General features: G+C 45.7%; 14 protein-coding genes. 13 read left to right on the top strand and 1 reads right to left on the bottom strand.

Translation table 11 applies throughout. The features are described from left to right. Positions 1-6: 6 nt before the first annotated feature. On the bottom strand, positions 7-591 hold the full coding sequence (locus ACRQU7_RS16160; protein ID WP_444641829.1) for a sugar O-acetyltransferase: 585 nt from the start codon (positions 589-591) through the stop codon (positions 7-9). Between the two features lie 273 nt (positions 592-864). Here ACRQU7_RS16160 and ACRQU7_RS16155 point away from each other — a divergent pair, with 273 nt between their 5' ends. From ACRQU7_RS16155 to ACRQU7_RS16095, 13 genes are all read left to right on the top strand, one after another. Beyond that, positions 865-996 carry a hypothetical protein gene (locus ACRQU7_RS16155; RefSeq protein ID WP_444641827.1) on the top strand — a complete coding sequence of 44 codons (132 nt, stop codon included), beginning with the start codon at positions 865-867 and terminating at the stop codon, positions 994-996. Between the two features lie 817 nt (positions 997-1,813). Beyond that, complete coding sequence (locus tag ACRQU7_RS16150) at positions 1,814-2,695, top strand: branched-chain amino acid ABC transporter permease (protein WP_444641825.1); 882 nt, start codon at positions 1,814-1,816, stop codon at positions 2,693-2,695. A 9-nt stretch (positions 2,696-2,704) separates the two neighbouring features. Next, on the top strand, positions 2,705-3,724 hold the full coding sequence (locus ACRQU7_RS16145) for a branched-chain amino acid ABC transporter permease (protein ID WP_141826245.1): 1,020 nt from the start codon (positions 2,705-2,707) through the stop codon (positions 3,722-3,724). Next, positions 3,717-4,484 carry an ABC transporter ATP-binding protein gene (locus ACRQU7_RS16140; RefSeq protein ID WP_444641822.1) on the top strand — a complete coding sequence of 256 codons (768 nt, stop codon included), beginning with the start codon at positions 3,717-3,719 and terminating at the stop codon, positions 4,482-4,484. The genes ACRQU7_RS16145 and ACRQU7_RS16140 overlap by 8 nt, the downstream gene beginning before the upstream one ends. Before the next feature lie 3 nt (positions 4,485-4,487). After that, on the top strand, positions 4,488-5,195 hold the full coding sequence (locus ACRQU7_RS16135; RefSeq protein ID WP_038325758.1) for an ABC transporter ATP-binding protein: 708 nt from the start codon (positions 4,488-4,490) through the stop codon (positions 5,193-5,195). Positions 5,196-5,247: 52 nt separating this feature from the next. After that, positions 5,248-6,450, top strand: a complete 1,203-nt coding sequence (locus ACRQU7_RS16130) for an ABC transporter substrate-binding protein (RefSeq protein ID WP_444641820.1) — start codon at positions 5,248-5,250, stop codon at positions 6,448-6,450. 206 nt (positions 6,451-6,656) lie between these two features. Beyond that, entirely contained in the window at positions 6,657-7,016 is a 360-nt protein-coding gene (locus ACRQU7_RS16125) for a sensory rhodopsin transducer (RefSeq protein WP_141826242.1), read from the top strand. 105 nt (positions 7,017-7,121) lie between these two features. Next, a complete protein-coding gene (locus tag ACRQU7_RS16120) occupies positions 7,122-8,627 on the top strand; it encodes an FGGY-family carbohydrate kinase (RefSeq protein ID WP_444641818.1) in 1,506 nt (501 codons plus the stop codon). 11 nt (positions 8,628-8,638) lie between these two features. Next, the gene (araD, locus tag ACRQU7_RS16115; RefSeq protein WP_141826240.1) at positions 8,639-9,337 is read left to right on the top strand and encodes an L-ribulose-5-phosphate 4-epimerase; all 699 of its coding nucleotides are present in this window, start codon (positions 8,639-8,641) and stop codon (positions 9,335-9,337) included. Further along, complete coding sequence (locus tag ACRQU7_RS16110) at positions 9,334-10,188, top strand: L-ribulose-5-phosphate 3-epimerase (protein ID WP_444641815.1); 855 nt, start codon at positions 9,334-9,336, stop codon at positions 10,186-10,188. Before araD ends, ACRQU7_RS16110 begins: the two co-directional genes overlap by 4 nt. Before the next feature lie 143 nt (positions 10,189-10,331). Continuing rightward, positions 10,332-11,378 (top strand): LacI family DNA-binding transcriptional regulator, encoded by a 1,047-nt coding sequence (locus tag ACRQU7_RS16105; protein ID WP_444641813.1) that lies wholly within the window; start codon positions 10,332-10,334, stop codon positions 11,376-11,378. A 202-nt stretch (positions 11,379-11,580) separates the two neighbouring features. Beyond that, the gene (locus ACRQU7_RS16100) at positions 11,581-12,753 is read left to right on the top strand and encodes a M24 family metallopeptidase (protein ID WP_038325750.1); all 1,173 of its coding nucleotides are present in this window, start codon (positions 11,581-11,583) and stop codon (positions 12,751-12,753) included. A 163-nt stretch (positions 12,754-12,916) separates the two neighbouring features. Further along, positions 12,917-13,942, top strand: coding sequence for a proline racemase family protein (locus ACRQU7_RS16095; protein WP_444641811.1), 1,026 nt, complete (start codon positions 12,917-12,919; stop codon positions 13,940-13,942). Positions 13,943-13,970: the final 28 nt, after the last annotated feature.

Raw genomic sequence — 13,970 nt, 5'->3', positions numbered from 1 at the left:
TCTGATCTATTTTTTATATTTTTCTTTGTCACTCTCAATGATCTTCCGGATAACTTTGCAAGGATTTCCTGCGGCCAGCACATTGGATGGAATGCTTTTAACTACCACGCTTCCTGCGCCAAGGACTGTGTTGTTTCCAATGGTCACCCCGGGTAGGACCGAGGTACCAGCGCCAACCCATACATTGCTTCCGATATTAACAGGAAATGCATATTCCAGCCCAATATTGCGCTGCGGCACGTCTAAAGGGTGACCGGCGGTGTAAATTCCCACATTGGGCGCGAGAAATACGTTATCTCCGATGGAGACTTTTGCACCGTCCAAAATGACACAATTTACGTTGGAGAAAAAGTTTTCGCCAATATGAATATTGTATCCGTAGTCACAATAAAAAGGCTGCTCAATACAGAATCTTTCTCCGATTGTTCCCAAAAGCCTTTTTATAAGTTCTTCTCTCATAGCGTAGTCTGAGGGATTTAAACGGTTGTATTCTAAGAGAATCTGTCTTGCTTTATTTCGTTCAGAAATTAATTCTTTATCGTAATTTGCATCATACAACAGTCCTGCGGCTGCTTTTTCTTTTTCAGTCATATTATTTCACCTATCCTATTATTTGATTTGGAATGTCATGCTAAATTTTGCATGATCGGTTATAAAATCTGCAAATTTTTATAAATTATCAATTAAATATTCAAAATATAAAAAAATTATGAATAATTAAGCAAATAATATTGCAAATTTTATTTTTTATTATATTGACATTGGACTCTGGGTGCTCTATAATAACACCAACAACAAAGGCGCTGTAGGGATTGCCCTATGGTGCCTTCTTCTTATTCAAAATTAATATAGGGGGTGATTCAAATGAACGATATCCTAAAAGTGGATTCATCAAAGAAGGCTTTGCCTGTCTTCCCATATAGACCATTGACGGCGGGGCTTCTGCATTTTGTTTTAAGGCTTGAACCAATTGCTTTTTTATTTATTTCTATATGACAACGTTATCATTATACACCTAAAATAATGATTAGCAATCACTTTTCTGAAAAACACATAATCTATAAAATTGTTATATATTATGCTTGACAACTCGTATAATAATAGTTATTATGTAGTAAAGAACACCGCGAACACATTTTGTATAGAATCAATTCGTCATTAAAAGTCTGCAAACGATTGCAAAAAATTATTTAATTGCACAACCTTCATTATGGTTGGATTTGGTTCCGGAATCTGCCGATCTGGAAACGGCGAAGGGATCATAGCGGTATGGGAAATGGCCTTGAAGCAGACGCAGGGGACCAAGCCTGCGGGAAGGATGCCAGATTCGGAACGTCTTCGCCGGGATAATGAAGCAGGAAAAGTCGTATCCGGAGACAGCTGAAGTGCTGGACGTTAGTGAAAGGCTGTCCGGGCAGAAAAGAAAGAGCCAACAGGAAAAACGGAATGGCTGGAATCACCTAAAAACAGCACGACGGCGTGACGGAAAGAGCTTTCTGCTGGATAAATATGAGGATAGTTGGTGATAAAGACGACAGACAGTAAAACCGCGAATACTTGGAGGAATGAAAATGGAAAATTCTAAAGAAGCGGAAAATTATTATAAAGGTGGAAATAAGTGAACATCAATTTTAATTGATAATAAGAGAACAGAAATAAAACGGGGAGGCGTTTTATGAATACCGCATAAAAATAATTTCATGTGTTAAGCAGCATGCCCCAAAATGTGGGACGAGGAAACAGGAGTAAGCAAAAGATGCTTAAAAGAGAACAGCAAATTTGAGCATGGTCACTTAAAAAGGGGGAGAAAAAATTGTTTTTTCAGGTGTTGATAAATGCAATAAGCGTTGGCAGCGTGTATGCGCTGATTGCACTGGGCTATAATTTCGTCTACGGTATTTTGGAGCAGCTGAATTTTGCGCATGGCGATGTTTATGCAGTGGGCTGCTTTGTTACATATACGGTTTATCTGGCTGCGGGAAATGTGTTTGTGGCAATGATTGCCGGTATTGCGTCTGCCGTTCTAATCAATCTGATCGTGGAGCGCTTTGCTTACAGGCCGTTGCGAATAAAAGGTGCGAACCGCATTGCACCGACTATTTCGGCGGTAGGCATTGCATATATCATGCGGAATGGGATTCAACTGATTTGGGGTCCGCAGACATATCGCTTTGATCTTAATATGGGCGGTGACCGCAGCTTCCAGGTCGGCGGTTTATACATCGGCATATTACAGATTTGGATTCTGGCAATTGCTATTGCAGTTATGGTCTGTGTAAGCATTTTACTCAAAAAAACCAAGTGGGGGCAGGCGATCATCGGCGTATCCCAAAGCCTCCCGACCTCAGAGCTGATGGGTATTGATGTGAATAGAAATATTGCCTTGGTATATGCACTCGGCGGGGCAGTCGGTGCCATCGGCGGCATCCTGTTCTGCAGCTACTACGGCTTTATCTATATGGGCATAGGCTTTGCCTATGGCACAATGAAGGCTTGGATGGCGACCGTTCTGGGGGGGATCGGCAGCACAAAGGGCGCAATTATAGGCGCTATGTCCTTAGGTATTTTAGAAACCTTTGTCTCGGCTTTTATTTCCACAGCTAATAAGGATATTATTGTTTGGGGAATTTTTATCCTTTTCATTCTGGTTAGGCCTAAAGGGCTGTTCCCTGCTGAAATCGCAGAAAAGGTGTGAGGAGTAAAAATGAAAACAATAAAAAGAATGAATATAAAGCTGAAAACTCCCCTTTTAATCGTATTTTTGCTTGTATACGCCTGCACACCGCTTATCATTACGAATAATTATGTGCTTAGAATCATCAACAACATCATGCTGTACAGCATAATGGCGCTTTCGGTGAATTTGATCATGGGCTTTTGCGGTATGCTGGATTTTGGCAGATCTGCGTTTGTGGGCATCGGTACTTACTTTTATGCTCTTGTGATGACTAGAACCCATGTCCCGTTTCTCGTAGGCTTTCTGGGTGCCGCTCTGTTTTCAGCCATTATTGGCTATATATTGGGCGCGTTTCTGCAGAGAACTTCATTCGACTATTTTACGCTCATCACGTGTGGATTTGTTATCATTTTTCAGACATTTTTGATCAATGCACCAAGTGTTACCGGCGGCCCGATCGGTATTATGGGAGTGCCGGCACCGGAAATCTTTGGTTTTCAATTCTCCACACCCCAACGCTTTTTCTACTTTGTATTTGCCTTGCTGGTGATTGTATACATAATAATCAGAAATATTACGAGATCACATTCCGGACGGGCGCTGGAGGCAATCCGTGATGATGAGATTGCGGCATCGTATTCGGCAATCAATATCCCGAAATATAAGGCTCTTTGTTTTGGAATAGGGTCCTTTATTACAGGACTTGCCGGTGCCGCCATGGTAAGCTATACCGGCTATGCGTCTCCGGATAATTTCACTCTCGACGAGGGCCTGATCCTATGCCAGATGGCGATTCTCGGTGGTTTAGGCAGCCTGCCCGGCTCAATATTAGGTGCGGCAATTCTGATTGTTGTTCCCGAATTATCCAGAACTGCGTATGAATACAGACTGCTGATTATGGGATTAATGATGGTCATCCTGATGCTGTTTTGTCCGAATGGCTTGCTCGGAAAAAACGGCCTGATGGATATCATTGTTCACTCGATTAACAAGTTAAGACATAAAAGCCATCATGAAGCTATGGAAGGGTGTGATGAGAATGACTGAATTGCTGAAAGCCGAACATCTTTCTAAGAATTTTGGAGGCCTGAAAGCGTTAAGCGACATTAATATTACAGTCTTTGACAACGAGATATTCGGGATTATCGGTCCCAACGGCGCAGGTAAAACGACCTTGTTTAACAATATAACAGGTTTCGATATCCCGTCGGAAGGCAAGGTATATCTCGAGGGGAAAGACATGACCGAAAAAAATGTCACGCTGTTCTGTAAAGAAGGGATTGCGCGAACCTTCCAGAATATTCGGGTGTTCTCACAGATGACGGTATTGGGGAACGTGCTGGTCGGCATGCACAAGAATATGACCAGCAGCATGCTCCAAACTATCCTGAGAACGCCAAGTCAGCGCAGGGAAGAACGGGAGGCTTACGATAAGGCCCATGAAGTTTTAAAAATCCTTGGGATCGATAATGTTGCCGACAAACTGGCAAATTGCCTGCCTTATGGTACGCAGCGGAAAGTTGAAATCGCGCGTGCATTGATTAGCCGCCCTAAGGTGTTGCTGCTGGATGAACCGACGGCCGGTATGAATCCTCAGGAAACGGATGATTTGATGCATTTGATTGCCAAAATCCGTGATTTGAACATTACGGTTATCGTCATTGAACACAACATTAAGTTTATGTTGAACCTCTGTAACAGAATTGCCGTTTTGAATTTCGGTCAGCTTTTAGCTTTGGATGTACCGGAAAAAGTCAAGGTGAATCCTGAGGTTATCAAGGCATATATCGGCGAGGGGGAGGAATAAACCATGCTTCTTGATGTGAAGGATCTTGTTGTCAAATACAATCAGATTCCTGCCCTGAAGGGGATATCCCTTTCTGTAGAGGAAGGCAAGGTGACGACCCTCCTCGGTTCCAATGGTGCAGGAAAATCCACGCTCTTAAAAACTATTTCTGGCGTACTAAAGCCAAGTGAAGGCGAAATTATTTATCTCGGGCGCAGGATCAATAACGAGTCGGGCCATGACATTGTAAAAATGGGCATTGCGCAGTGTCCGGAAGGCCGTAAAGTGTTCCCCAGGCAGACGGTTTATGAAAATTTGAAAATGGGCGCCTATATCAGAAAGGATAAAGAGGTTGAGTCGGATATCGAAAAGTATTTCAAGCAGTTCCCGATACTGCAAGAGCGCCGGAATCAGAAGGCGGGCTTTCTTTCCGGAGGGGAACAGCAGATGCTGGTGATCTGCAGAGCACTGATGTCCAGACCTAAACTGCTGATGCTGGACGAACCGTCCATGGGTCTGGCGCCGATCATTGTAAAAGAAGTGTTTAACGCGATTCGTATGGTAAAGGAATCCGGAACAACCATTCTCCTGATTGAACAGAACGCAAAGCAGGCATTGCAAGTGGCTGATTATGGCTACATTCTAGAGGTTGGCCGTATTACGATCGCCGATGATGCGGATGCTCTGCTGCATAGCGACACGGTTCAGAAAGCATATCTGGGCGGGGCATAACAAAATGCAGAATTTCCGTAAGGAAAAATAAATATGAAAAGAGGAAAATGAAATGAAAAAGAGACCCGCAGTAATTTTGGTGCTCCTTGGTATAGTGTTCTCCATGGCAGCCTGCTCGTCAACCGGAACGTCCCAGACAACTCAGTCGGCGGCAAGCACACAGGCGTCTGCCGCGCAGGCATCCGCAGCAGGAAATGAGATCAAGTTCGCAGTAGCCGTTCCGCTGACTGGCGACCAGTCTGAACAGGGCTTACAGTACCAGAAAGCCTGCCAGCTGGCAGTGGAAGAAATCAATGCTGCAGGTGGTATCAATGGGAAGAAGCTGGTAGAAGAATCCTTTGACGACCAGGCTTCCCCGAATCAGGCAGTCGTTGTCGCAGCAAAAATCGTCGCGGACCCCAGCATAGAATTCGTCATTGGCCATTTGAACTCCGGCTGTACAATGGCGGCCATGCCTACCTACATTAACGCAGGATTGGCTATAGTTTCTCCCACCAACAGTATGGACGAATTGTCCACCCAGCCTTGGAAAAATTACTTCCGTGCCTCCCTGTCAGACGGTATCTCCGCAAAACGTTTAGTTGACGCTATATATGCCGCCGGCGCTACCAAACTGGGTATATTCTATGGAAATATTACAAACGACCTGTCGGCTAAAGAAGTCTTTGCCAACTACATACAAAAAGAGTTAGGTAAAAAAGTTTACGCTGAAGCAACGTACAACCCCAGCACTGACCGTGACTTTTCCTCTCAGGTTGAGGCTTTTAAAGCTGCAGGATGTGACGGCATCGTTTTCACCGGCGAATATACACCCGCCGCGCTGTTTGCGACCCAGGCGCATTCAAAAGGCTATACTCCCATTATGGGTGGCCTGTCTGCCAACAACCCTGCAATCCTTCCGCTTGGCGGCAAAAATGTAGAGGGACTGTTGACTGTGTGCGGCTTTGATGTGACTAATACGGATCCAAAGGTTCAGAAGTTTGTCAAAGATTACAAAGCAGCTTATGGTTCCAATCCGAACGATACTGGTTCCAGATCCTATGACTGCATTTATATGATTGCAGACGCATACAAAAATGGTGCTACAAAGGATACGCTGGCCAACTACATTTCCAATAAGACCAATTACCAAGGTGCTACCATGAACTTTAAGTTCGACGGTCAAATCGACAATAAGGAAGCGGATGTCTATATCTTGAAGATTCAAGATGGTGCGTTTGTAAAAGTCGCCCGTTATACTTATAGCGGCCAATAAAAATTCGCTTTTCTGAATGGTTCTGCAATTTTGTGGTATGGGCTGTACGGAGGCCCATACCGCAAAACCGAATAACTGATCTGAACGATGGCCCGGCTCGCATATAGGCGCTAATGTACAAAGAAAATTTCAGAATTTTCAAGCTGGTTATTTGATGGAACAAATGTCCTTTCAGAGACGCATCTTAAAGACAAGGAGCTTCTAAAATGGAAATAGGAAAAAAGTATTGGGTATTTGCAGATGGGGATCTTCCTCCGCATGGCGACAGCGAGCCTCTGGGCCATGAAGCGCTCATGATTACAAATGCGGGTGATCAGGACGCCGTGATTGACATGGAGGTTTTATTCTCTGATAAAGAGCCGAAAAGCAGCGTTATTTTAAAGGTTCCCGCAAAGCGCGTGATTGGCTTTCGCCTGGACTATCCGATCGGCGAGGAAAATTATCAGATCCCGTTTGGCCAGTATGCACTGGTGCTTAAAAGCAGTGTGCCGGTTGTGATGGTGTTCGGCCGGCTCGACCGCCGCAAGGACTGCGCTTACTACGAAATGGATGGTTACAGCATGTAACTGTTTTTATATGAAAACGTTGTCAATATTTTACTTTAATAGGCCTTTGCTTCCGCTTTTTAGCAAGTAGCTGTTGGCAATCCGGAAAGGAGGAAATTCATTTCAATGAAGTATTTTTTAGGAATCGACAATGGCGGAACCTATACTAAATCGGTTGTTTTTGATCAGAATGGTAAAGAGGTCGGAAGTGCTTCAGGCCAGATCCCGATGATTACGCCGAAGGCACAGTATACGGAACGCGACATGGATTATCTGTGGCAGGAAAATGTGCGCAGCATAAAAAATGCTGTTTTGAACGCGGGGATCGATTCCGCCGATATCAAAGGTATTTCTTTCTCCGGCCATGGCAAGGGCATTTATTTGTGGGGGAAAGACGGAAAACCTGCCTACAACGGCATTATGTCGACCGACGGGCGTGCTTATGAATACCCCGTCCGCTGGGAGAAGGACGGGACCGCTGACAAGCTTTTTAAAAAAACGTATCAAAAAATCCTGACATGCCAGCCCATTTCCCTCCTCAAATGGTTTCAGGAGAACGATCCGTCTGTGTTGGAAAACACCCGGTGGATTTTCGGCAGTAAAGATTATATCCGGTTCCGTCTTACAGGTGAAGCAAATGCCGAGATGACAGATTTTTCAGGTTCAAACCTGGTGAATTTGAAGACGGCTTCGTACGACTACGAAATCTTAAAATTCCTCGGTTTGGAAGAGGTGCGGGACAAACTCCCGCCGCTAAAATATTCTACGGAATTGTGCGGCCGTGTAACAGAAAAGGCAAGCCGCGAGACCGGGCTAGCCGCGGGTACTCCGTGCGCTGCCGGTATGTTCGATATCGACGCGTGTGCTATTGCAATGGGTATTACGAACAGCGATAATCTTGCGGTAATCGCCGGAACCTGGAGTATTAATGAATATATTTCAAAGACTCCTATTCTGGACAAATCAGTTATGATGAACTCGCTGTACTGTATGCCGGGTTATTACCTCATCGAAGAGAGCAGTCCAACTTCCGCGTCCAACCATGAGTGGTATATCAATATGTTTATGAAGCATGAGAAGGCCGAATGTAAAGAGAAGGGCGAAAGTGTTTACAAGCTGGCAGATAAAATGGTGGCGGCGATCGCTCCGGAAGAACAGGATATCATCTTTCTCCCATACATCTATGGTTCCAACTATAATTCCCGCGGGAAAGCAGCCCTTGTGGGAATGGACAGCCACCATACCGACGCACATATTTTAAGAAGTGTATATGAAGGAATCGTGTTCTGTCACAAGGTACATCTTGAAAAGCTCCTGAAAAATTGCGACCAGGCGAGGGCTGTTCGTCTGGCGGGCGGTGTGTGTAACGCTCCGGTATGGATTCAGATATTTGCCGATGTATTCAATTTGCCTGTTGAATTAATCGATACCAGGGAGCTGGGCGCGTTTGGCGCGGCCATGGCGGCGAGCGTTGTCAGCGGGGAATATGAAAATTTGGAAAAGGCCGCAAAGGACATGGTGAAACTGAAAGATACGGTTTATCCGCTTGCAGAAAATGTTCCTGTTTATCAAAAAAAATATGAGCGTTATTTAAAAGTGTCCAATGCGTTGGAAGACTATTGGAATGATTAAGGAGGATTTACATGCTTGAAGAGCTGAAGCAGAAAGTGTTTGAAGCGAATCAGTTACTTCCAAGATATCATTTGGTCACATTTACTTGGGGAAATGTTTCCGGAATCGACCGGGAAAAGGGACTGATTGTAATAAAACCTTCCGGGGTTGAATATGACACCATGGCGGCTGATGACATGGTGGTTATGGATTTAAACGGAAAAAGCGTGGAGGGGAGGCTCAGCCCTTCTTCCGACGCGCCGACACATATTGAGCTGTATAAAGCGTTCCCGAACATTGGCGGTGTGGTACATACTCATTCCCGCTGGGCTACTATTTTTGCGCAAAGGGGCATAGGCATCCCGGCGCTGGGGACCACCCACGGCGACTACTTTTATGGAGAGATTCCCTGCACCCGGCGCATGACGCCTGATGAGATCGCCGATGGGTACGAAAAGGAGACAGGTACGGTTATCGTTGAGCGCTTTACCGGAATGAATCCCGACGATATTCCGGCGGTACTAGTGCACAGCCATGGGCCCTTTACCTGGGGGACCGACCCTTTTAACGCGGTGCATAATGCGGTGGTGCTGGAGGAAGTGGCCATGATGGCGTGGCATGATCTTTTGCTGAGCGGCGCCGTGGCTGAACCAATGCAGCAAGAACTGCTTAATAAGCATTACTTACGCAAACACGGTGCGAACGCCTATTATGGGCAGGCGGGAAGATGAACGCGCACAGCTACAGCCTTGGGCTGTATGAAAAATCAATGCCCAACACGCTTTCATTGGCAGAAAAACTGCGAACCGCCAAAGAAACCGGCTTCGATTTTGTAGAGATCAGTATTGACGAGACGGATGAAAAGCTTGTTCGTCTGGATATGTCCCCACAGGAACGCTGTGACATAGTGGATCTGATGTATCAAGAAGGGATTCGCTTCGAAACGATGTGCCTGTCCGGCCATAGAAAATATCCGCTCGGTAGTCCGGATCCGGCCATCCGCGCGCTCGGACTGGAGATCATGGAGAAAGCGATCCTGTTCGCACGCGACCTTGGAATCCGCGTTATCCAGATTGCAGGATACGACGTCTATTATGGAGAGTCCACGGATGAAACACGGCGCTTATTTGCGGAAGCCCTGGCTGCCAGTGTGAAGTCCGCGGCAAAGTACGGTGTCCTGCTGGCCTTTGAAACCATGGAAACAGAATTTCTTAACACCGTGGAGAAAGCAATGGGGTGGGTGGACAGAATCAGTTCGCCATATCTTGCCGTTTACCCGGATGCGGGCAACCTCACAAATGCCGCCAAACAATATGACAGGGATGTATTAAATGATATTGAGTTAGGGCATGGTCATATTGCTGCGCTGCATCTGAAAGAGACAGTTCCAGGAAAGTATCGTGAAATTCAGTTTGGCAGCGGTCACGTAAATTTTACCTCCATCATCCGCAAAACATACGGAATGGGAAATCGTCGCTATACGGCAGAATTCTGGTATAACGGACAGGAAGATTGGAAAAAAGATATTTTCCATGCGAATGACTTTCTTAGAAAGAAATTTATGGACGTCGGTGTTCATTAGCGATTTGCAGCGATCAATGGCTTCTTCTTTCACAGAAGAAGTAAGGTTGACAAAATTTTGTATCAAAGATATAATGAATAATGTTTTAAAACAAACAAAAAATTGGTTAAAAACAATAGTAAATTTATGCTTGGAGTGAAGGTATGGCGGATAATCTTAAAGACATTGCGAATGAAGTAGGCTTGTCTGTATCTACAATTTCACGTGTTGTAAATGGAAAAAGCTATGTTGCTCCGGCAACTAAAAGACGTGTCATGAAAGCTTTGGAAAAACATAAATATGCACCAAATCAGATTGCCCGTTCTTTAAAAATGCAGTCTACGAATACAGTAGGAATCATAGTGCCTGATATCAGAGACTATTTTGCAAACGTTATTAAAGGGGCGGACACCATTTTCTCAGAGGCGGGTTATTCTATTATTCTTGCTGATTCCAACGAGAGCGATGAAAAAGAAGAAAAATATTTGAAGCTGCTTTACGAAAAACGGATTGACGGCCTTGTTCTGGCCACTGTTTCACAGAACAGCAAAGCGCTCCAGATGTATTTTGAAAATGATATTCCAGTGGTTTTTATTGACAATCTGCCCAATCTTAATACCAGCTATGATGCCGTTCTTCTTGATAACGTTAAGGCCAGTATGATGGCGGTAAACCATATAGTGGACTGTGGCTACAATAAAATTGCAATCATTTCCGGAAAGCCGGCAGAGACAACTGCAGTGGAACGCGTCGATGGATATAAGCATGCACTCATGCACCATAATCTTTCGGTGGATCCGGCACTGATTATGTCCGGTGATTATACTGCCGAAGACGGATACCGCTGTATGATGAAATTGTTGGAAAACAAAGCTGAACACGAATTTGAAGCGGTTTTTGCCACATCTTATAAAATGACGTGTGGTGCAATGAAAGCGATAAAGGAGAAAGGGCTCAAGTACCCGGACGATATTGCACTGGTTGGGTTTGATTTCGCCGATGAGTCCGATCTTTTTACTCCGAAGATCACTTCTATTCTGCAACCGATTGACAGTATTGGAAAACTGGTTGCAGAGCGTCTGATTTCTCAAATGAAAGACACTAACAGAGACAGTAAACATAATTTTGTTAATACAATCCCAAGGCGCATCCTGCTGGATCCTATCTTAAAAATGGGTGAAAGCTGTGGCTGCAGAAACAGGAATCAGTAAGCCTGCTTCTGAATTTTCATAGCATTGATAGGGGCAAATTTTTTGTAATTTTTTTGAAAACGTTTGCAGAAATACCGTTGGTAAGATTACACGGGAAATTGTAATCTTGACCTGCTTATGGAGCAGCAGGCAAATTATGATGCAGCGTGTATGGAATACAAAGTAATATGAGAAGAAATAAAATTTGGAAGGAGAATAAAATATGTCATATTACAACATGGAAGAAACTAAAAACAGGATCGAAAAGATCCGTAAAATCCTTCAAGAGAAGAAACTTGATGCGGCTTTAATTTATTATGATGAGATCAACATTGCAGACGGCTGGTATCTCACTGGCTGGTGCCCCCAGTTTGAAAAAGGTGCTGTGCTCCTCCCCGTAAACGGCGACCCGCTTCTTCTGGGCGGTCCTGAAAGCGAACCTTTTGCAAAGATGAGCAGTGCTATCACTGATACACGCTGCTTTTCTACCTTTATGGTCCCGGATGAGGAGTATCCGAATGCGACGATCAGCACATTTGAGACGCTTGCCGCAGAAATGGCGCAACGGGGATTGCATTTCAGAAGAGTCGGCATCGTTGGAACAAGCTACTTTCCGCATGCTCTGTATACCCAGTTCGAACAGGGCTTCAAGGGTGCCGAGCTGATCGACATCACGAATGAGTATGAAGCGCTCCGCTACGTCAAATCGCCGTGGGAAATTGAGAATATCCGGAAGGCGTTTTCCTTTACATATGCATCCTTCGAGGCAATGGCAGCCAAGGTCCGCCCCGGTGCGACCGAAATAGAAATTGCGGCGGAAGGCGAATATGTTTCCCGTAAAATGAATGCAAACGGTTTCGCATTTGCGTGCATGGTGGGCAGCGGAAGCCAGTCAAACGCTGTCGTTCCGACCGCCACTAACCGCGTTATGCAGGACGGCGAGCTCGTAATGCTGGGTTTGGCTCCCCGCTACAACGGTTATGCCGGGGTGTTCGGCGAAACGCTCCCGGTCAACGGTGTTTATACCCAGTCGCAGAAAGATATTCTGAATATCATCAGGGAAGCCTACCGCCTTACAAAGGACATGATTAAACCGGGTAACAGCGGAAAGGAAATTGATGTTCCGGCCCGTAAATTGTATGAGAAACACGGTCTGTTCGACTACATCGTATGCCCGTTCATGCACACCATTGGGCTGATGGAGGCGGAGCGTCCGTTCTTTGGCCCTAACAGTGAAGATATTCTTGTTCCTGGTATGACAATTTCCATCGACATCAGTCTCTTCGGACATCCGGAGCATCATGGCCTCAGAATCGAGAGCGGATTTGTTGTTACGGAAAATGGTTACGAATCTCTCTCCCCTGAAATGGATGCCCGTCTCAGTGCGGAACTTTAATTCAATTCATTCGGCTTTCTCAACGTCATTTGCCCATAAAGCCCGTTTGGCGCAGCCGGTGTACGATGCCGGTTAAATAGATCGGGTTTACAGTGTTTTACGTGTCCGGCCGTGAGTGGCGAACGCGAAGGAAATAGGGAAAATAAATAAAGAAGGTGCTAAGTTGAATACAAGTTGCATGCTTAAGGTCATTGAAACTCACACGGCGGGCAATCCCACCAGACATATTGTTTCCGGCGTTCCGCGCATTTCCGGGGAAACGATGGGTGAGAAAATGCAGTACGTGATGGATCATCTGGACTGGGTGCGCAGAGTTACGATGATGGAGCCCAGGGGCCGCAACGGAATGTCCGGCTGTATTTACACAGAGCCCTGCAATCCGGAAGCAGATATGGGCATCGTCTATTTTGATGCTGCGGGCTATCTGACCATGTGCGGCCATAGTACCATTGCGATTTCCACCGTCCTGGTGGAAACAGGCATCGTCAGGATGACGGAACCTGTTACGACCGTTAAACTCGATACGCCCGCGGGCTTGATCGTTGCAAAGGTTTTCGTGAAGGACCGCCAGGTGGAAAAGGTCACTTTCCGTAATATTCCGGCGTTTCTGTATGACGCCAGGGAGATTGATATCGGAGCTCTCGGCAAGGTAAGAGTGGAAGTCGACTACGGCGGCGTCGCATATGCGGTCGTCAATGCAAAGGATATCGGTATTGAGGAGATTTCTCCGAAGAATCTGAGGGAGATCGTAGAGAAGGCCCATCTCGTATATGCGGCGGCAAGCAGGGAGATCGGCTTTCAGCATCCCGAGAAGCCGTTCATTAACCGGATCACCAGCGTCATGATCGTCGGTGATCCGGATATTCAAGGCGCCGATAATAAGGAAGTCGTTGTGATCATGCCCCTTACGGAGGGGGATACCACGGCGGTCGACCGTTCCCCCTGCGGTACGGGTACATCGGCCCGGGTGGGCAGCCTGTTTGTCCAGGGCAAACTTAAAGAGAACACCCCGTTTGTACATGAGAGCATTATTGGGACCTGTTTCACTGCGGAGATTGTAGGAAAAGCCAAGGTGGGAGATTTCCCCGCAGGGATCCCGGAGATTACCGGATCGGCTTATTTTACTGCAAGCACGGATTTCTTTATAGATCCCAGAGATCCCCTGAAGAATGGGTTCAGTATGGATTGAGAAACAGGATGCTGGGATAAGGAGGAAA

Source organism: Caproiciproducens puteiluti (assembly GCF_052442865.1).
Taxonomy (GTDB): Bacteria; Bacillota; Clostridia; order Oscillospirales; family Acutalibacteraceae; genus Caproiciproducens.
This window is presented reverse-complemented; position numbering and strand designations above follow the sequence as displayed.